Origin of the sequence: Alicyclobacillus shizuokensis NBRC 103103, from assembly GCF_001552255.1 — a bacterium.
GTDB classification, from domain to species: Bacteria; Bacillota; Bacilli; order Alicyclobacillales; family Alicyclobacillaceae; genus Alicyclobacillus_G; species Alicyclobacillus_G shizuokensis.
Map to the genome: position 1 here is coordinate 61,900 of NZ_BCQV01000009.1, position 18,239 is coordinate 80,138.

An 18,239-nucleotide genomic window follows, 5' to 3' on the forward strand; every position below is an offset into this window, starting at 1 on the left:
GTCCCGAGCCGGACTGTCTCTAGGTAGTCTGTTCAATTTGGCAGCGGTTTGCTATGATAATAGAAAATCTACCGACTGGTCGGTTTGGATTGAGTCGGTGTGAGGGGGATGAGACGGTGAATCGACGAATTCGCAAGGCGGCCGTGCTCGGTGCGGGTGTTATGGGCGCAGCCATTGCCGCTCACCTGGCCAACGCTGGACTTTCCGTCCTGCTTTTGGATATACCTCCAGACCACTTGACTGACGCGGAGCGAGCACGCGGACTCTCACTGAATGGCCGCAGGGTCCGCAATCGTATAGCCGAAAGCGGGCTGGCCGCGGCTTTGCGGGCGAAACCTGCCGCGTTGTACGACGCGGCCGACGCCGAACGGATTGAAGTTGGTAATCTGGATGATGACCTCGGCCGCTTGCGTGAATGCGATTGGGTTGTGGAGGCGGTGGTTGAAAACCTGGACATTAAAAGGAACCTCTTTCTCAGAGTGGCCGAAGCGACGGGTGAGCACACCATCGTCAGTTCCAACACTTCCGGCCTTTCCATCGCCACCATGGCGGCGGATTGCCCCGTCTCCTTCCGGCGACGTTTTCTCGGGACGCACTTTTTTAATCCTCCCCGCTACATGAAGCTGCTCGAAATCATTCCAGGTCCGGAAACCGACCCTCAGGTCGTCACCGCGATGGTCGAGTTCGGCCAACGCACATTGGGCAAAGGGGTTGTGGTGGCCAAGGACACGCCCAACTTTATCGCCAATCGCATCGGGACGTACGGATTGATGGTCACATTGCAGGCGATGGAGAAATACGGATTGGGCGTCGACGAAGTGGACGCCATCACAGGCCCAGCTATGGGGCGGCCCAAGAGCGCGACTTTTCGCACCCTCGACCTGGTGGGATTGGACACCATGGTGCACGTCGCTCGCAACGTACAGCAGGCGGTGACGGATGACCAAGAAAAGAAAGCGTTTGCTATTCCTCCTTTTATTGAACAGATGGTGGCTCGGGGTTGGTTGGGCGAGAAAACCGGCCAGGGTTTTTTCCGCCGCGTGGAAACCGACAAGGGCCGCGAGATCCTTGCCCTCGACCTACAGACGATGGAATATCGGCCGCGCAGAAAATTTGCCTCCGCGTCGCTCGCGGCGGCGAAGCGGGCCCAGGATGTCCCGTCAAAACTGCGGGCGTTGGTGTATGGGGAGGATGCGGCAAGCCGATTCGCGTGGGACGTGCTCAAGTCGGTCTTGCTCTACACGGCCCGCAAGCATGGTGAAATCGCCGATGACATCCTGTCAGTGGATAGGGCGATGAAATGGGGTTTCAATTGGGACCTGGGGCCGTATGAGACCTGGGATGCCCTGGGGGTTCGCCGGTCAGTCGAACGGATGCAGCAGGAAGGTGAAGAGATTCCGGATTTTGTCTCGGAGATGCTGGCCTCTGGACAGGAAACGTTTTACCTGCGCAGTCTCGCCTCCGAGCCCCGGTTTTACGTCGGGCGTGGCCAGTACCGGGATGTTGAAGAGCCCAAGCAGATCATTTCGCTCGCCCGCTTGAAGGAGCAGGGAAAGGTCATCCGCAAGAACTCGGGGGCGAGCTTGCTTGATATTGGGGATGGAGTGGCTTGCCTCGAGTTTCACTCGTTCAAACAGGCGATTGGAACCGATGTGATACAGATGATTCAACAAAGCGCCGACGAGGTGGAAAAGAATTGGCGGGCCCTGGTCATCGCCAACGAGGCTCCGAATTTCTGTGTGGGCGCCAACCTGATGGTGATGTTGATGGAAGCCCAGGATGAGAACTGGGATGAGATTCAACTCGCCGTGCATCAGTTCCAACAGGCGATGATGCGCTTGAAGTACCTGGCCAAGCCGGTTGTGGCTGCTCCCCATCAGATGGCGCTGGGGGGAGGCGCTGAGGTCTGCCTGGCCGCCCATCAGGTGCAGGCGGCGGCTGAGACGTACATCGGTTTGGTGGAGGTCGGCGTCGGTTTGATCCCCGGCGGTGGAGGCAACAAGGAGATGTTGATCCGGGCGCTGGAGGGAGTCCCAGACGGTGTCCATGAGCGCCTGGACAGCTTTGTGCAAAAGGCCTTTGAGACGATTGCCCTGGCCAAGGTTTCTACCAGCGCCAAAGAGGCGAAGCGGCTTGGCATCCTCCGCGACCATGACGGCATCACCCTGCAGAGGGATTTTTTGCTTCATGACGCAAAACAGGTGGCTATCAGTTTGGCCGACAGCGATTTTCGTCCAGCGCAGCCGCGACTCATCCCGGTCGTCGGCGAGGCGGGTGCGGCGCGGCTGAAAGCGGGTGTCTACGGCATGCGCGTCGGCGGGTACATCTCGGAGCATGACGAGAAAATCGCCCACCACCTCATCCGTGTGCTGACTGGCGGCAATGTGGCGCGGGGGGCGAAGGTGTCGGAGCAGTATCTGCTGGACCTGGAGCGGGAGGCGTTTTTGAGCTTGATTGGTGAGCCCAAAACGCAGCAGCGGATGCAGTACATGCTCAGCCATGGTAAACCGCTGCGCAACTGATGGGGGGAGATTGTGTGAGAGAAGCGGTGATTGTCGCCGGCGCCCGGACCGCCATCGGCAAAGCGTCGAGGGGCAGCCTGCGCACCACTCGGCCGGACGATTTGGCGGCGCTGGTAGTCGCGGATTTGTTCCGCCGCGTGCCGCAGGTCGCAAAAGAAGAAGTGGATGATGTCATCATGGGCTGCGCCATCCCGGAAGCGGAGCAGGGCATGAACGTCGGCCGCATCGTCGCCCTGCGCGCCGGTTTGCCGACCACAGTACCGGGCATGACGGTTAACCGGTTCTGTTCTTCCGGTTTGCAGGCCATTGCGATGGCAGCACATCAGATCATGCTGGGGGCGGCCGATGTGGTGGTCGCTGGCGGTCTGGAGACCATGAGCCTCGTGCCCATGGGTGGATATAACCTCTCGCCAAATCCTTACCTGGTCGATCACCTGCCGGCCGCCTATATGTCGATGGGCAACACGGCCGAACAGGTGGCGGCCCGGTTCGGCATCACGCGCGAGGATCAGGATGCCTTCGCTCTGCGCAGCCATCAACGCGCGGCCCGAGCCATCGACGACGGAAAGTTCAAAGACGAAATCGTGCCGGTGCCGGTGAAATTCACGGAAACCGATGCAGACGGGCGGCCGCGCACGGTCGAAAGCGTGTTCGACACCGATGAAGGGGTGCGGCGGGACACCTCGCTGGAGGCGCTGGCCAAGCTGCGGCCGGTTTTTCACGCCCAGGGCACGGTCACGTCCGGCAACTCGTCGCAGACCAGCGACGGTGCGGCCGCCGTGCTGCTCATGTCGGGCGAGCGGGCGGCCCAGCTCGGGGTCCGGCCCATCGGCGTCTTCCGCTCCTTTGCGGTCGCCGGGGTCGATCCGGACGTCATGGGCGTGGGACCGGTAGAGGCGGTTCCCAAGGCGCTTCGGATGGCCGGTCTGAATCTGGCCGACATCGACTTGATTGAGCTCAACGAGGCGTTTGCGTCGCAGGCCGTGCATGTGGCGCGCACCCTGGAGTTTCCGGACGACCGGCTGAACGTCAACGGCGGCGCGATTGCGCTTGGCCACCCGATGGGTTGCACGGGCGCTCGGCTCACCGTGTCCATACTCAACGAGCTGGCGCGCCGGGGCGGCCGTTACGGACTCGTCACCATGTGCGTTGGCGGTGGCATGGGAGCGGCCGGCGTTTTCGAACGCGTGGGTTAAAACGCGTAGTTTGAGAGGAAGCAAAGAGCAGGCGTGTTTCTGCCCGATGTGCAGCCCGATGCGCCGGCGGGCTGTGCTTAGGGGTCAAAATGGCCAGAGGGGGAGTCTGCTATGACGGCAACTGGACACGAATTGACCAAAGGAGCGGCGTTCTTGATCTCCGAGACGGATTCGGGACGGGTGTTCACGCCGGAGGATTTCAGCCAGGAACACCAGATGATCATCGAAACGACTCGCTCCTTCGTGGAACGCGAAATCCTTCCAAACGCGGAGGAACTGGAGCACCAGAACTGGGATTTGACCGTGTCGCTGCTCAAGAAGGCAGGGGAACTGGGGCTGTTGGCGGCCGATGTCCCGGAGGCGTTCGATGGACTGGGCGCAGACAAGGTGACGTCGGCATTGATTATGGAGTACATGACGCGGGGCGGATCATTCGCGGTTGGGCTCGGTGGACATGTCGGCATCGGTACGCTGCCCATCGTGTATTTCGGAAACGAGGAACAAAAGAGAAAATACCTGCCGCTGTTGGCCAGCGGCGAGAAACTCGCGGCCTACGCCCTGACCGAGCCGGGGTCTGGTTCGGACGCGCTGGGCGCCAAGACGACAGCCCGCCTGTCGGAGGACGGAAAGTATTACATCCTGAACGGGACCAAGCAGTTCATCACGAACGCGGGCTTCGCCGACCTGTTCATCGTGTACGCCAAGATCGACGGGGAAAAGTTCTCGGCGTTTATCGTCGAGCGCGATTTCCCCGGCGTGTCCACCGGGCCTGAGGAGCGGAAGATGGGCATCAAGGCATCGTCCACCCGCCCGCTCATCCTTGAGGATGCCAAGGTGCCGGTGGAAAATCTGTTGGGGGAGCCCGGGCGCGGGCACGTGATAGCCTTCAACATCTTGAACATTGGCCGCTACAAACTCGCTGTCGGCGCGGTCGGCGGCATGAAAGCGGCGATTGAGACGTCGGTGAAATACGCGAAAGAACGCAGACAGTTCCAAACAGCCATCGCCAATTTCCCGCTCATCCAGCAAAAGCTGGCGGATATGAACATCCGCTGCTATGTGACGGAAAGCATGTCCTACCGCTCCACCGGCGATATCGACGCCCGTCTGGCGGCCCTGCCGGATACGGCTGACGGGCGCGAGGCGGCGCGCGCCATTGAGGAATACGCATTGGAATGTTCTGTGAATAAGGTCTACGCCTCGGAAGCCCTCGACTTCGTGGTCGATGAAGCGGTTCAGATTCACGGCGGGTACGGATTCATTCAAGACTATCCCGTTGAGCGGATGTACCGCGATTCCCGCATCAACCGCATCTTCGAGGGGACCAACGAGATCAACCGCATGCTTATACCGGATATGCTGATGCGCCGCGCGATGAAGGGTGATCTGCCGCTGCTGCAGGCTGCTGAGGGACTGCAGGAAGAACTGATGGGCATGCTGCCGCTGCCGGATGAGAGCGCGCCGCTGGGGGTGGAGGTCCATCTGCTGCGGATGGCCAAGAAGGTGCTGCTGTTCGTGGGCGGCAGCGCGGTGCAAAAGTACATGCAGGCGCTGAAGGAGGAGCAGGAGATTCTGGCGGGATTGGCCAACATTATCATCGAAATCTATGCCCTGGAGAGCGCCTTGTTGCGGGCGGAGAAGGAGTTGGCCCGCAGCGGCGAGACGGCTGCCACCAACAAGATCGATATGGTGCGGGTGTATGCCCGCGAGGCCATGGCCCGCGTCGAACAACAGGCGAAATTTGTCCTGGCGGCGATGGAGGAAGGCGACGTGCTGCGGACCCAACTGGCCGTACTGCGCAAGCTGACCCGCTTTGAGCCGGTCAATAGCAAACAGCTCAAACGGGAGATTGCCACGCGCGTCATTGAGGCTGAGGGTTACCTGGCCTGATACGCCATTTTGGCCTTGGCCCTGCGTCTGGAATTACGCGCGGAATTCCGGTATAACGAGATATGGGGAATATTTCATCAAGCAGAGGTGACGGACGTGTTCAGCTCCATGGGGTTGGTGGCGGGATGGTTTCCGTGCCTGGCGTTTTGCTTGGGCTTTGCCTTCTACTTTCGCAAGCGCATGGTTTGGACGCCGACCTTGTTGGTAGCCGCCGGAAGCGCCTGGTTTTTGTGGGCGTACTCGGTTGCCTACCAAGCCTATGTGATGCTTTACTTCTTCCTCTGCTGGTTCGGATGCTGGGCGGCGTCCGCCGCGCGACGCTGGGCGGACGGGCGTCGGGCCGGTCGGCGTTCCGACATGCCCTGACCCTGTCCCCCTCACGCCCCTACAGGCACTGGACCAACCTTCTGCTGCCGCGGGTCAGGGCGCCGGGAACCAATCCGGCAGGACGTACACGTCGCCGTACCGCACGCCAAACTGGACGGCTTGGCTGAGGCTCTGCATATAGATGTCGATATGGTGTCCCCGAATCGCTCCCCCCGTGTCCTGGGCGATACGGAAGCCGATACCAGGGATGTAGAGCTTACTGCCATACGGAATGACGGACGGATCGACAGCGACGGTGACGCCCTCCTGAACCGGGGCGCCTGTGGACGTAATCCCGTATGACGGGTCACCGGGGCGCTTGCCGGTGGACTCGTAGCCGGCCGTGTACGCCGTCAGCTCGCAGCGCATCGGCGAAGCGACACGGGTGGCCAAGGAGGCCAACAGGGATTCGCTCATGTCGCCGCCGCGTCTGACCAGCTGCCGGATGCTGGCGGAATCGTCCACTGAAGTCGGTTCGCTTGCGCTCTTGGTCAACTGGCTCATTTCCGGAGAGGGCTGCCAGACTTGATAGGACAGCTTCTCCCCGATCTGCAGGTAATGTGGATTTGTAATATGGTTCTCAGCGATTAAGTCTTTGAGGGGGACACCCAACTTTTGCGAGATCCCCCATAGCGTGTCCCCAGCCTTCACCGTGTACGTTCCTTTCAGGGTGGCTCCCGGCCAAACCTGCTTTCCGTCGTTGACAATGCTGGCCCATCCCACCAGCGGCATCGCCGCCATCGCCACCAACCCTGCCGAGATACACAAACTCTTTCGGAACAACTGATTCTCCCCCTCCCAGGGGCGGATCGTATCCGCTTTCCTGGCGTTTTGTACTAGCAGGATGGGCAAGGAATCGGAGTCTTAAACCTCTCTGTGGATGGGAACCCGGAATTCATAGAGTTTGGTGGGAGTGGTAGGGTACACTGGAGATAGGCGGACGCTTGGTCCCGTATGCGGAAATGGAGGCTGACTATGGAACAGAAGACGATTTCGTTGCCACGTCTGGGCGGGCTGACCCCTACTTTGGAATCGACCATGCTCAAGATCACCGAAGAGGTGGGCGAACTGGCACAGGCGATTGGCAAGTTTCGTGGTTTGTCGGGCGAGCGGGACGTGCTGGCGGAGGGGGATGTGGTGCGCGCCATTGTCTCCGAACTCCTCGACGTCGCTCAGACCGCCGTGTCGATGATGTTTGTCATCGAGGACCTGTACGGCATCGATATCGCGGCCGAGGTGGACAAGCATGTTGAGAAGCTGCGTCAGAAGGGGTACTTGGAGGGCCCTGGCGAGGGGTGAACCGGGGCTCCGATTCACCCCGTGCGGCGGCCGGGGTCACTTGGGTTGGCGGTCTAGCAGCAGGTCGATCTCTTCCCGATAGCGGCCGTTGGGCGTCTCCAGAATCTGTGGGATCCCGCGTAGCGCCTCATGGTGGACGATGCGCTTGAGCGCCTCCAAGCCCAATGATCCTTCGCCGATGTTGGCGTGACGGTCCTTGCGCGACTGGAACGGGTTTTTCGAATCGTTGATATGCGCCACCTTGAGGCGCTCAAGTCCGATGACGTCGTCGAAGTGTTGCAGAAACCCGTCAAAGTCATGGACGATGTCGTAGCCGTAGCTGTAGTTGTGGCACGTATCGATGCACACAGCCAGGCGTTCGTGGTGTTTGACCAAGGACAGGATCTCTGCAATTTCTTCCAACGAATTGCCTACCTTCGATCCGTCCCCAGCCATGGTCTCAAGGCAGATATAGAGCGACTCTTCGCCTGTAAGAATGGAGTTGAGCGCCTCGGCGATGCGGCGAATGGCATACTCGACGCCCTCGCCGACGTGGCTGCCTGGGTGCATCACAATGTAGCGGAACCCGAGGTATTCGACCCGCTGGATTTCCTCGCTCAACACGGAGACACCGTATTCCCACGTGTCTTCCTTGGGACTGGCCAGGTTGACCAAATAGGACAGGTGTACGACCGGATCGACTATGCCGTGTTCTTGCATGAGGGCCAATCCCTCATCGCGATGGAAATCGGTAATGGGCCGGGCCTTGCCGCCCCGATTGCTGCGCGTGTAAATCATGAAGGTGTTGGCGTCGTAGCTAATCGTCTCCTCCACGGCGGCCAACAACCCTGTCTTGGCGATGGAGACATTGGCTCCGAGTAGAATGCCGGTCTGCGATGACTTGTCCACTGCCGCTCCCCTCCCGTATAAGGTGTGCATGCGCGTGCGGCGCACCCTTATCAGAATGCAGGAAACCCATCGGATTGTCCAATCCCCAGGCGGATGATGCTTTGCGTGAGGGGGAAGGGCGGTGCCGACGGCATATGGCGTCGGGGAAACCGGGGGCTCGCAGCGGTGCGGCTGAGTAAGCATGGCGTCATGTCTGAAGCGGGTTCGGGCAGACTAGGCTGCGGGGGGTGAGTTCGTGCGGACACACAGCCGGCAGCCCTCGCCGTCGCAAGTCCGGTGGTTGCTTGCCATCAGCGCCGTTTTCGCCTTGTCGGTAGGTTTGTCCAACACCTTCGTCAACGTCTACCTGTGGAAAGTGGACCACAGTTACCTTCCCATTGGATGGTATAATTTTACTATGTACACCTGTATCCCCTTGATGTTTGTGGCTGCCGGTTGGCTGAGCGGCCGGTGGAACGCCGCGTGGACCCTGCGCGTGGGCATCGCCCTGCATGCCGGCTTCTACCTGCTGACGTTGGTCGGGGGAACGGCGCTGGCAGCCCATCCGCGTCCCATGGGGGCCTTGATGGGTTGCGCGGCCGGCTTTTATTGGCTGTCGTTCAACTACCTGAGCTTGCGGATGACCAAGGCGGGCGGGCGCGACCGATTCTACGGCAGCAACGGGGCGTTGGGAGCTGTGGCCGGAATGGTGGCGCCTTTGACCGCTGGTTTCATTATCTCGCATGAGGACCGATTTGGCGGGCTAAGCGGCTACCACGTCATATTCAGCGCCTCGCTGTCCCTGTTCTTGTTGGCCATCCTGTTCACCATAAAGATCCGCGTGGACGGCGGGGGACAACTGCAGGTTCGGCGTATCGCCGGAGGGCTGGAACATCGCTGGTGGCGGAACGTGCTGGCTGGGTGTTTCGTGTACGGTTGGCGCGAAGGCGTGTTTCTGTTCTTAATCGGCCTCTTGATGTACATTTCCACCGGAAGTGAAATGAAGTTGGGAGAATTTTTGTTGCTGCAAGGAGGACTTTCGTTTGTATCGTTCTCGTTGGTGAGCCGTTGGCTGAAACCCGAGCGTCGGCCTTGGGTGATGGGTATCGGGGCCTGCGGCATGGCGGGTGCGGCGCTCTTTTTCTTGCTCCCGCTGAGCGCCCGCCTTGTGGTCTGGTACGGGTGTCTAGTCGCGATGGCGCTGCCCATGTTTCTCGTGCCCCTGCAGGGTACCGTGTTTGACGCCATCGGACGCTTGGATCAAACGGGGGAGGATGATGTGGAACATATCATCGCCCGCGAGGTGGTTGAGAACGCGGGTCGAGTGGCCGGCATCGGAGCCTTTTTGGTCATCGTGGCGAAACACCCGACTCTCGGCGCTATTTCCAAGTTTGCCGTGGCGCTTGGCTTTGTGCAGTTGATGACCTGGGCGCTCGTCAGTTTAGGGGCACAAAAACGAATACAGACGCGCGCTCATGCACAAGTGCCGACGTCTGCAGCGGAGTGGGAGAACGTGTATTCCCATCGGCAAACCTCTTGGAATCGGCGCGCGCGCCATTGAGGAAGGCAGGAACCCACGCGTACTGTCGCCTATCGCGGGGCACACAGCCGATCAACTGGGGCGACAGTACTGTGGATGATGGGTAAATGCATTTAACGATTCTGGAAGAAGGCGCGGTTTTTCTCAATAAATGATTTCTCTTCTTCGGGGACAAAGTCCTCCTGATAAATAGCGGAAACCGGGCAGACCGCCTCACATGCGCCGCAGTCAATGCAGGTATCCGGGTCGATGTAGTACTGATCTTCTCCTTCAACAATGCAATCCACTGGGCACGTTTCGACGCAGTCGGCGGCCTTTTCTCCGATGCAAGGCGATGTGATGACGAATGCCACGTGGACTCCTCCTCACTTGTAGGCTGCATTCATGATATACCAGCGTTGCCCTATTTTCAATGGGCTTACACATTGGATTATGCTAATTCTGAGACCGAGTCTCCGGTTTGCAGGGATTGCTGCGACGAGGTTTGTTCGGTCCGGGCCATCGCGCTCTCCCGCAGTCGCTGCCACTTCATGACCAGGAGCGGCGATAGTTGAGTGGTAGCCACGGCCAAAGCCGCTCCGGCGATCACATCAATCCCGTAATGAATACGAAGGTAAAGTGTAGAAAAAATGATTAGACTGACCAAAGGAATATACAGCCAAGCCCAATTCCGCCGGTAACGCCAGATATGGACGCACATGACGATGGACAGACCTGTGTGCAGACTGGGGAAGCAGTCTCTGGCAAGGACGACCTGTCCCAGTGTCAAAAGATGGATGATGCCGCCAACTGGTTGTGGGTAGTGGGTGGTAAACGCAGGCCCAATGGCCGGGACAAACATGTAGGTCAGGTAGCCGATGTAGAAGGTGAAAACCGCTGTGAACACGTATTCGCGCAACGCCTGTGCGTTCTTTGACAACATAAGAAAAATCGTCAGGTAGAGCAGCCCAAACCACGACATGTAGCAACAGCTCAACAGCCAGGTCAACGGTTTCCAGATGATGGGTTGCAGCCATTGGGACGGCTGTCGACCGAGGAATAGGACTGTGTCTATGTGCTTGAGTACGAGGTCATGATCTATTGGGTTCACAATAGAGATATAGAAGATGACACTTTTATACACAGCCATCACGACGAAAAAGGCGATGGTCGCGCGCACGCCGACGGCAAATTGGCGCGCCTTGTGGTGCTCGGAGCGCTGCAAGCGGCTGTACAGGGCGGTCAAAAGCAGAAACGCAGCCGTGAGCAGCCACGTGGTGAGGTTGTGGGCGATGCCGACCATATTGTTCAAGATCCGCCAATGATAGCCTGTCACTCCGAAGATCAAGTCAATCCGGCGCGAGAAACCCAGGAACAACAGGGCCACCGCGGATATAGCGAGAATGCCGAACACCTCGTACAATTCCAGTGTCAACACACCCCGCTTGACACGGAGCCATAAGCACGACATAGACACCCTCCCAGTTCCTGTGAAGCACCTTGTTTCTCGTTCCATGGGACCTACTGGATACTATATCACAGTTATAGACGAGCCTTCATTCCCGTATCCTTCTTCTATGACGTCCCGTACTACCTTCTCGTTCCTGGGGCCAACGGTCCATAAGGCGGGGAGAGGCCGCTCTGGGGGAGGCAGGAATCTGTGGACTTTTGGAGAAAGATTAAGGCAGAAAGAAGGTGCGGAATCTTCGGTGGTATACCTCGGTTGTCCTTCCCATATGCATTGAAATATAGCGAAAGGAAGGGATCCCATGTACCAGTGTCCGGTGTGTGGAGAACTTTTGGAAGCTCTCACCAACGTCCATTGCCTGTCAAAGCACCAGTGCACGCGCGACGATTTCATCGCCCGCCACGGGGCGCCGAAATTTGTCGCGCCCAAGCTCAGCCGAGAGATTCAACGCTGGATACGAGAATCTCAGGTCATCACACGGCTTGACTATGAAATTGCGCAGGCGTCGGCTCGCAATCAACTGGGCCGGCGCTATTAGCTTTTTCGCGGGCTCGTTTGATAACCGTCCGCGTTTTCGTTCATACTGGAATCGTGCAAGAGGCGGTGTTTACCTCACCGCCTCTTGCTACACGTTCTTGAGACTGGAGTGTCGCCCATGACTGGCTTTGCAAGCTTCGACGATGGACGCTGCAGCGTACATATCCTTCGCACCTCACAGTTTCATACCCGTCACATCCATGTGAAGATGACCAGGCCCATGCGGCGTGAGCAGGTGACAGCGACGGCGCTGCTTCCGTACCTGTGGATGGAAGGGACCGGAGAGCACCCTTCCGCATTGGATCTCACCCGCCGCAGCGAAGCCTTGTTCGGCACCGTTTTGCAGACGGCTATTGGCAAACGTGCGGATCGCCATGTGGTCGAGGTATATGCCGGCATGCCGGAGTCAGGGGCTGGACCTGATACGCTGTACAAAGAAGTGCTGGAACTGGTATGGCAGGTGGCTCTCAATCCGGCCACGGAGGGCGGCGTTTTTCCGGCGGGGCACGTGGAGCGGCAGCGGTCTCTCCACCAGAAGCGCATTGCCAGCGTATTCGATGATAAGGTCCAGTATGCCTACGAGCGCTGCCTAGAAGAGGTTGCCGGGGATGGACCCGAGGCTTTGCCCCGTTTCGGCTTTGTGGACGCCCTGGAGACATGCACCCCGACGCGTCTGTGGCAGACGTACGAGGACTTCCTGCGGGAATCCCGGGTCCATGTGTATCTTGTGGGTCCGTTTGCCGATGCTAAGGCCGAGGCGGAGCGTATCTTGCGGCACCTGCATAAGGCGTTCCCCGGTGCAGCAGATAGTGCAGCGGGTACATTCTCCCATGTGCATCCACTGCCTCCGCGCGGCGCCGACGAGCGGTCGGTGGTAGAGGAGCAGGCGGTGATGCAGGGAAAGCTGAATCTGGGTCTGCGCACCGGTGTGGCATACGCAGACGCCAGTTACCCTGCCCTGCTTGTCGCCAATGGAATCCTGGGTGGGTTCCCACATTCCAAGTTGTTTCGCAACGTGCGGGAGAAGAACAGCTTGGCCTACTACGCGTCCAGCCGGTTGGATGCGCTCACTGGCGTGGTGTCCATCCAGACCGGCATTGAGGTGTCTCGTTACGAGCAGGCCCTCTCCATCATCCGGGAACAGATTGAGGACTTGCGAAACGGCCGCGTCGATGAAGAGGAATTGGAGTACACGAAGCGTGGTTTGCGAAACCAGTATCAGGTCATGCTGGACCAACCCATGACGATGGCAGACCTGCATTTTACCGGCGTGCTCGCTGGTCATTCACGACCCATTGGGCAGCTGCTGCACGAGATTGAACAGGTCTCACGGGAGCAAGTTGTCCAGGCGGCGGAAAGTTGGCAAGTGGACACGATTTACTTCTTGAAAGGGCGGGTGCAGGCGAGTGCGTGAGACCTTCATCGAATCTCTGGGCATCACCGTTTACGAAGAAACCCTGGACAATGGACTCCATGTGGCTCTCCTGCCGCAGCCAGGGTTCCAGCAGGTGTTCGTGACCTTGACCACCCGTTTTGGCTCCACCGACCAGGCTGTGGATGTCCCGGGCCGCGGCGAAGCATGGGTGCTGCCCGATGGCGTCGCTCACTTTCTCGAACACAAGATGTTTGACATGCCCACCGGGGATGTGTTTGCGGACTTCGCCAGGCACGGGGCTGCAGCCAACGCCTTTACCAGCTTTGAGCAAACTACGTATCTCTTTTCCTGCACCGAGGACCTCGCCGAGAACACCCGTATCCTACTCGACTATGTACAAACTCCATACTTCACAGACTCGAGCGTGGAAAAGGAAAAAGGCATCATTGGCCAGGAGATCCGCATGTACGACGACAATCCAGATTGGCGCTGTTTTTTCGGCCTGCTCCAGTGCCTCTATCAGCGTCATCCGCTCCGAATTCCGATTGCTGGAACGATTGAAAGCATCGCTCAGATTGACGCCGATCTGCTGTACCGTTGTTACAAAACCTTCTATCACCCGGGAAACATGTTGTTCTTTGCCGTCGGTGGGTTTGATCCCGCCGCATTATTGGACGTTGTACGCGAAAACCAGGCTGCCAAGAAGTTTCCAACCTTTTCCGTGCTCGAGCGCAATCCGCCTGCGGAGCCGGCGGAAGTTCGGCAAGAGCGGGACGTGGCGCAACTGGGGGTGAGCCAAGCCCGGTGCCTGATGGGTTGGAAGGACGGGCAGACAGGCTTGGCAGGCACCCAGCTGCTGCGCCAGGAGCTGTTGACCGGTGTCATCTTGGACACCTTGTTCGGGCGGGGAAGTGACTTTTACCACCGCTTGCTCGACGAGGGGTTGATTGACCAACAGTTTTCTTGGGAGTACGAGGTATCCAACAGCTACGGATACACTTTGCTCGGGGGCAACACGACGGATGTCGACACGCTGATCCGGCGAGTCGATGAGGCCATTGAGGCCGTCATCCGCAACGGGATGTCCGCGGAGGCGTTTGAACGCAACGTGCGCAAAGCAAAGGGCCGGTTTGTGCTCGGATTTGACTCACCCAGCGGCATTGCCCGCAACTATACTGCCTATTGGGTGAAGGGAGTGGACTGGCTCGACTCCTTGGCGGTGTTGGACAGCCTGACTCTTGAGGAGGCCCAGCGGCGGCTTGCCGAACACCTGGTTCCCGAGCGGCGCGCCGTGTCGGTGATTGAGCCCGTCTCTATGGCCACAGGCGTCTAAACGCCCCGCTGATTCGGGTCCCAGATCAGTTTATGCAGCTGCATGCTCAGCTTCACGTCTCTGAGTTGGTGTGTCCGCATCAATTCTACCAGGCGGGAGGGCGGCATGGCGCCGAAGACGGGGCTGAACAGGACCTGGCCCAGCTCTACCCACTCGTTGAGCACGCGCAGTGCCGCCTGGAAATCCGCCTCGTCGGCGATGACAAACTTGATTTCATCCTGGGGCAGGAGCAGTTTATAGTTGCCGCGTATCATGCGGGATTCCTCACCGCTGGACGGCAGCTTGTAATCGAGAATGAAGCGGATTTTGTCGGCGGCCTGCGTGTGTCGCTCGCGCAGTGCAGCAAACGGAGCCAGGTCTACGGCGCCGCCGGTCTCAATGTGGATGTCCAGCACTGTCGGGATTTCCGCCAACGCCTGCAGCAAGGTAAGCACTTTGTCGGTGTACAGCAGTGGTTCTCCGCCGGTGAGACAGACGTAGTGGTTCCCGAGTTCTTCCACTTTCGTTACAATCTCTGCCACGGAAGCGGTGAAGGCTGGCGCGTGTGGCGCATAGCTGTATGTGGTATCGCACCAGCGGCAACGCAGGTTGCAGTTGTACAAACGTACGAAGGTGGTGAGGAATCCGGCCCTTGTGCCTTCGCCTTCAATGGTGGGAAAGATTTCGACCAGGGGCAGCTTGACCGAGTGCCATGTTTTAGTCTCCTTATCGGTCGCTATCACCTTACTTCGCATGACTTTCCATCCACTCCCGTTTCAGGATGGCGCTGCTGGTCGGGGTTTCGTGCAGGCACAATTCTTCCAGGCGAATCCCACGTTCTTTCCATCCGCCCGCCTGCAATTGCGTCTCTAATTGCTCCCACATCCATACAATCATGTTTTCTGCACTGGTGTTCATAGGCGGTAGGATCTCGTTCAAGTAGCGGTGGTCCAGTCGCCGGGCGATAGCGTTCTCGTAGATGGCCTTCAACTCTGAGAAGTCCATGCATAACCCTCGCTCATCCGGTACACCGCTGACAGTGATGGCCAGTCTGTAGGTGTGTCCATGCAGGCTCTGACACTTGCCCTCGTACAGATGCAGGTGGTGAGCCGCGTCGAAGGTGAACTCTTTACGCACGGCCACGCGTCTTTGGTGATATCGAAGCTGTTCGGGGCGAATATCTTCGTATAGTCGCTGTATCTTGCTCGGGATTTGGTAGTCCCCCATGGAAGTCACCTCTCTTGACAGCATCATGCCGCGAATTGGCACCGGAGTCAAACCTGCCGAGCCCCGGCCCTTGATTGCAGGTGCGAGACGAATTTTCTATCATAAGCTTGAGAAGCTCATCATCTGGTTCGTTGCCGCGGTTCCGTCGGGAGCGCTTGCCGTGGCTGGCCGAAACGATGGGTGAGCAAAATGGGAGGGGTTTGTGAACATTACATACGGTTTGGAGGAATCCCCGCGCGGGGCCGTTTTCATTTTGGCCAGCCTGCAGTGGTTGATGTTCATGGTGGCCAATGTCATCACGGTTCCCATCGTTCTGGGCCACGCGCTGGCTCTGAGCGAGGCGCAGATTGCCCTGTTCACTACCCGCACCTTGTTCTTATGCGGACTTGTCAGTCTGGCGCAGGGATTGTGGGGGCATCGGTTCGCCATTGTCGAAGGGCCGGCTGGTATGTGGTGGGGTGTATTCTTGGTGTTGATTCAGATGACCCAGGAGATGCACGGGTCTATCAATGATCTGCAGGTGGACCTGGAGTTGGGCCTGATGGTCGCCGGCGTCCTGTACGTCGTGTTGGCCGCCACCGGTTGGCTGCAGAGGATCCAGGGCTGGTTCACGCCGGCAGTGACCGGATGCTTCTTGGTTCTGCTGACGATGCAGGTGTCGCGCGATATCTTGGATGGTTTGCTCGGCATTGGGTTTCGCGGTAGCCCCGAGGTCCGGCCGCTCGTTGCCGGATTGTCTTTCCTGCTCATCGTCTTCACGCTTCTGCTGATGGTGAAAGGGAGAGGGCTGTGGAAAAACATGGCCGTCCTCGTCGCTCTGGTGTCGGGATGGCTGCTGTACGGGGTTATCGGCTGGTTGGACATCCCTAGTCGCGCCGGCCAATCCGCAGTTGCCTTACCCCGTGTGTTTCCCTGGGGGCGACCGGTGTTTCACGCCAGCATTGTCATCACGTGCGGGCTGACCGCCCTGATCTTGCTGTCCAATCTCATTGCCAGCATCCAGGCGTTTGCCGGGGCGGCCGGAGAGCAGCCAACGCCGGGACGGTATCGACGAGGGACACTGGTCAGCGGACTGGGCACCGCGCTCGCCGGCGTGTTTGGCACTGTCGGCGCGGTGCCGTTGACAGCAGCGGCAGGGCTGGTTTCTCTGACCGGCATTGCCTCGCGACTCCCGTTTTTGGTGGCCGCTGGGGCCTTGACGTTGATGGGGCTGTTCCCGGTTCTGGGTGAATATGCCGCCACTTTGCCGCCACCGGTCGGGTACGCGGTCTTGTTCACGGTTTTCGTCCAGCTTTTGGGCTACGGGCTGCGCGACATCAAACGCTTGAGCTTGGATGGGCGTGATCTGTGGGTTGTTGGGCTGCCGTTGGTGACCGGCGTGGGATTACTGTTTGTGCCCGGCAGCGCGTGGGCGACGCTGCCGCCGGTCTGTGGCTACCTGTTGGGAAATGGGCTGATTGTCGGGGTTATCCTGGTTTTGCTGCTGGAGCATGGCGTGTTTCGACGCAGTGGGAAAACAACTCCCGCTTCCACGGCCGGCGGCCGGGATGCATCTGACGGGTAATAGCCGACCGGCGGTGCGAAGGAGGAAACGGTGTTGCAACTGAAGGCTACGCACATGATGGAGACCCTGGGCATCGAGATTAAGGAAATGGACAAGGACCGGGTGGTCATGACCATGCCGGTGGACGATCGGACACGTCAACCATACGGAATGCTGCACGGCGGGGCATCGGTGGTGCTGGCCGAATCGGCGGCCAGTTACGGCACCGCGTTGAATATCGACCTGGACCGGCAGATGGGGGTGGGCTTGGAGATCAACGCCAACCACCTCCGCCCCAAGCAGGATGGCGTGGTGACCGCAACGGCCGTGCCAGTTCATCGCGGCCGCACGACGATGATTTGGGACATTCGCATCACCGATGAGCAAGGGAAGCTGGTCTGCATCTCTCGCTGCACGGTTGCGATTGTTTCAGTGGATCGGTCGGTGAGCGGGGTGAGTGACGGGCCATCTCATGTGTGAGGGGTCACGGTCTGGGTCTGCCATGATTACGAACGCATGCAGTCCGTCTCCGTCCCAAAGGAGGGGCGGGACAAACTGGCGGCCTTTCTGGAGCCGGTGGACACGCAAACAGCATAACAGATCCGGCAGAGGGAGGGGATTGTCCTGTTTCAACAAACAATTGTCGTGCGCTTCGGCGAGTGCGACGGACTGGGACACGTGAACAACACGACCTATTTTACGTACATGGAGCATGCCCGGATGGACGTGTTCCGTCTGTTCAATCCGACCTTGTCCGTGGCGCAGTGGAACCTGATTGCCGCGTCGACTCGCTGTGATTTTCTCCAGCAGGCCACCTATGCCCAACCGCTCACCGTATACACCTGGATTGGCCGGATTGGCAATCGGAGCTTCGACGTGGAACACGCCATTCAGGCCGAGGACGGGACCTGGGTGGCGCGTGGACAAGCCACCCTCGTCACGTTCGACTACCAGCGCAACCAGTCTCGGCCCTTGACTGACGCAGAGAAGCAGGCGCTGCAACAGCACCTTGGCGGGCCGCAGGAGGCGCCCGCACTCCACGCTCGCTGAGGCATGCCCAACGGCGCTCCTCCCGGGGCGGAGGTTGTGAGCGCGCGTTCCGCCGGGGGGGGGGGGGG

Annotated in this window: 18 protein-coding genes; 12 read left to right on the forward strand and 6 right to left on the reverse strand. The window is 59.2% G+C overall.

Features of this window, described 5'->3' with window-relative positions; all coding sequences use genetic code 11:
- Positions 1 to 116 precede the first annotated feature (116 nt).
- From ASH01S_RS05115 to ASH01S_RS05130, 4 genes are all read left to right on the forward strand, one after another.
- A complete protein-coding gene (locus ASH01S_RS05115; protein WP_067924611.1) occupies positions 117 to 2,522 on the forward strand; it encodes a 3-hydroxyacyl-CoA dehydrogenase/enoyl-CoA hydratase family protein in 2,406 nt (801 codons plus the stop codon).
- 14 nt (positions 2,523 to 2,536) lie between these two features.
- Complete coding sequence (locus ASH01S_RS05120; RefSeq protein WP_067924615.1) at positions 2,537 to 3,718, forward strand: acetyl-CoA C-acyltransferase; 1,182 nt, start codon at positions 2,537 to 2,539, stop codon at positions 3,716 to 3,718.
- A gap of 111 nt (positions 3,719 to 3,829) precedes the next feature.
- Positions 3,830 to 5,608, forward strand: coding sequence for an acyl-CoA dehydrogenase FadE (locus tag ASH01S_RS05125; RefSeq protein ID WP_067924621.1), 1,779 nt, complete (start codon positions 3,830 to 3,832; stop codon positions 5,606 to 5,608).
- A gap of 96 nt (positions 5,609 to 5,704) precedes the next feature.
- Positions 5,705 to 5,974, forward strand: a complete 270-nt coding sequence (locus ASH01S_RS05130; protein ID WP_157067005.1) for a hypothetical protein — start codon at positions 5,705 to 5,707, stop codon at positions 5,972 to 5,974.
- Between the two features lie 54 nt (positions 5,975 to 6,028).
- Here the strand turns inward: ASH01S_RS05130 and ASH01S_RS05135 are convergent, their stop codons facing one another.
- A complete protein-coding gene (locus tag ASH01S_RS05135; protein WP_067924627.1) occupies positions 6,029 to 6,757 on the reverse strand; it encodes a 3D domain-containing protein in 729 nt (242 codons plus the stop codon).
- A 192-nt stretch (positions 6,758 to 6,949) separates the two neighbouring features.
- Here ASH01S_RS05135 and ASH01S_RS05140 point away from each other — a divergent pair, with 192 nt between their 5' ends.
- On the forward strand, positions 6,950 to 7,273 hold the full coding sequence (locus tag ASH01S_RS05140) for a MazG-like family protein (RefSeq protein WP_067924632.1): 324 nt from the start codon (positions 6,950 to 6,952) through the stop codon (positions 7,271 to 7,273).
- A 36-nt stretch (positions 7,274 to 7,309) separates the two neighbouring features.
- Here the strand turns inward: ASH01S_RS05140 and ASH01S_RS05145 are convergent, their stop codons facing one another.
- Positions 7,310 to 8,161 (reverse strand): deoxyribonuclease IV, encoded by an 852-nt coding sequence (locus ASH01S_RS05145; RefSeq protein ID WP_245628933.1) that lies wholly within the window; start codon positions 8,159 to 8,161, stop codon positions 7,310 to 7,312.
- 235 nt (positions 8,162 to 8,396) lie between these two features.
- Here ASH01S_RS05145 and ASH01S_RS05150 point away from each other — a divergent pair, with 235 nt between their 5' ends.
- A complete protein-coding gene (locus ASH01S_RS05150) occupies positions 8,397 to 9,701 on the forward strand; it encodes an MFS transporter (RefSeq protein ID WP_067924638.1) in 1,305 nt (434 codons plus the stop codon).
- Positions 9,702 to 9,793: 92 nt separating this feature from the next.
- Here the strand turns inward: ASH01S_RS05150 and fdxA are convergent, their stop codons facing one another.
- Both fdxA and ASH01S_RS05160 read right to left on the reverse strand, forming a co-directional pair.
- Complete coding sequence (gene fdxA / locus ASH01S_RS05155; protein WP_026962395.1) at positions 9,794 to 10,033, reverse strand: 4Fe-4S ferredoxin; 240 nt, start codon at positions 10,031 to 10,033, stop codon at positions 9,794 to 9,796.
- 77 nt (positions 10,034 to 10,110) lie between these two features.
- Complete coding sequence (locus ASH01S_RS05160; RefSeq protein WP_067924641.1) at positions 10,111 to 11,130, reverse strand: phosphatase PAP2 family protein; 1,020 nt, start codon at positions 11,128 to 11,130, stop codon at positions 10,111 to 10,113.
- A 298-nt stretch (positions 11,131 to 11,428) separates the two neighbouring features.
- Between ASH01S_RS05160 and ASH01S_RS05165 the strand changes: the two genes are divergently transcribed.
- From ASH01S_RS05165 to yfmH, 3 genes are all read left to right on the forward strand, one after another.
- A complete protein-coding gene (locus tag ASH01S_RS05165) occupies positions 11,429 to 11,665 on the forward strand; it encodes a hypothetical protein (protein ID WP_035453601.1) in 237 nt (78 codons plus the stop codon).
- 117 nt (positions 11,666 to 11,782) lie between these two features.
- Positions 11,783 to 13,078 carry an EF-P 5-aminopentanol modification-associated protein YfmF gene (yfmF, locus tag ASH01S_RS05170; protein WP_083516830.1) on the forward strand — a complete coding sequence of 432 codons (1,296 nt, stop codon included), beginning with the start codon at positions 11,783 to 11,785 and terminating at the stop codon, positions 13,076 to 13,078.
- A complete protein-coding gene (gene yfmH, locus ASH01S_RS05175) occupies positions 13,071 to 14,372 on the forward strand; it encodes an EF-P 5-aminopentanol modification-associated protein YfmH (RefSeq protein ID WP_067924646.1) in 1,302 nt (433 codons plus the stop codon). Before yfmF ends, yfmH begins: the two co-directional genes overlap by 8 nt.
- Here the strand turns inward: yfmH and ASH01S_RS05180 are convergent.
- A complete protein-coding gene (locus ASH01S_RS05180; RefSeq protein WP_067924649.1) occupies positions 14,369 to 15,106 on the reverse strand; it encodes a radical SAM protein in 738 nt (245 codons plus the stop codon). The genes yfmH and ASH01S_RS05180 overlap by 4 nt on opposite strands.
- Entirely contained in the window at positions 15,096 to 15,578 is a 483-nt protein-coding gene (queD, locus tag ASH01S_RS05185; RefSeq protein ID WP_067924652.1) for a 6-carboxytetrahydropterin synthase QueD, read from the reverse strand. The genes ASH01S_RS05180 and queD overlap by 11 nt, the downstream gene beginning before the upstream one ends.
- A 202-nt stretch (positions 15,579 to 15,780) precedes the next feature.
- Between queD and ASH01S_RS05195 the strand changes: the two genes are divergently transcribed.
- The 3 genes from ASH01S_RS05195 (at position 15,781) to ASH01S_RS05205 (ending at position 18,171) form a co-directional block, all read left to right on the forward strand.
- Positions 15,781 to 17,142, forward strand: coding sequence for a purine/pyrimidine permease (locus ASH01S_RS05195; protein ID WP_067924658.1), 1,362 nt, complete (start codon positions 15,781 to 15,783; stop codon positions 17,140 to 17,142).
- Positions 17,143 to 17,196: 54 nt separating this feature from the next.
- Positions 17,197 to 17,601 (forward strand): hotdog fold thioesterase, encoded by a 405-nt coding sequence (locus ASH01S_RS05200; RefSeq protein ID WP_067924699.1) that lies wholly within the window; start codon positions 17,197 to 17,199, stop codon positions 17,599 to 17,601.
- Positions 17,602 to 17,766: 165 nt separating this feature from the next.
- On the forward strand, positions 17,767 to 18,171 hold the full coding sequence (locus tag ASH01S_RS05205) for an acyl-CoA thioesterase (protein WP_281178193.1): 405 nt from the start codon (positions 17,767 to 17,769) through the stop codon (positions 18,169 to 18,171).
- The last annotated feature ends 68 nt before the right edge of the window (positions 18,172 to 18,239 follow it).

What these genes read in the sequence shown, in the direction of transcription:
- ASH01S_RS05125 (WP_067924621.1), top strand. Translation starts at nt 3,830, where the DNA reads ATGACGGCAACTGGACACGAATTGACCAAAGGAGCGGCGTTCTTGATC.
- ASH01S_RS05140 (WP_067924632.1), top strand. Translation starts at nt 6,950, where the DNA reads ATGGAACAGAAGACGATTTCGTTGCCACGTCTGGGCGGGCTGACCCCT.
- queD (WP_067924652.1), bottom strand. Translation starts at nt 15,578, where the DNA reads ATGGGGGACTACCAAATCCCGAGCAAGATACAGCGACTATACGAAGAT.
- yfmF (WP_083516830.1), top strand. Translation starts at nt 11,783, where the DNA reads ATGACTGGCTTTGCAAGCTTCGACGATGGACGCTGCAGCGTACATATC.
- ASH01S_RS05160 (WP_067924641.1), bottom strand. Translation starts at nt 11,130, where the DNA reads ATGTCGTGCTTATGGCTCCGTGTCAAGCGGGGTGTGTTGACACTGGAA.
- ASH01S_RS05200 (WP_067924699.1), top strand. Translation starts at nt 17,197, where the DNA reads ATGATGGAGACCCTGGGCATCGAGATTAAGGAAATGGACAAGGACCGG.
- ASH01S_RS05180 (WP_067924649.1), bottom strand. Translation starts at nt 15,106, where the DNA reads ATGCGAAGTAAGGTGATAGCGACCGATAAGGAGACTAAAACATGGCAC.
- ASH01S_RS05165 (WP_035453601.1), top strand. Translation starts at nt 11,429, where the DNA reads ATGTACCAGTGTCCGGTGTGTGGAGAACTTTTGGAAGCTCTCACCAAC.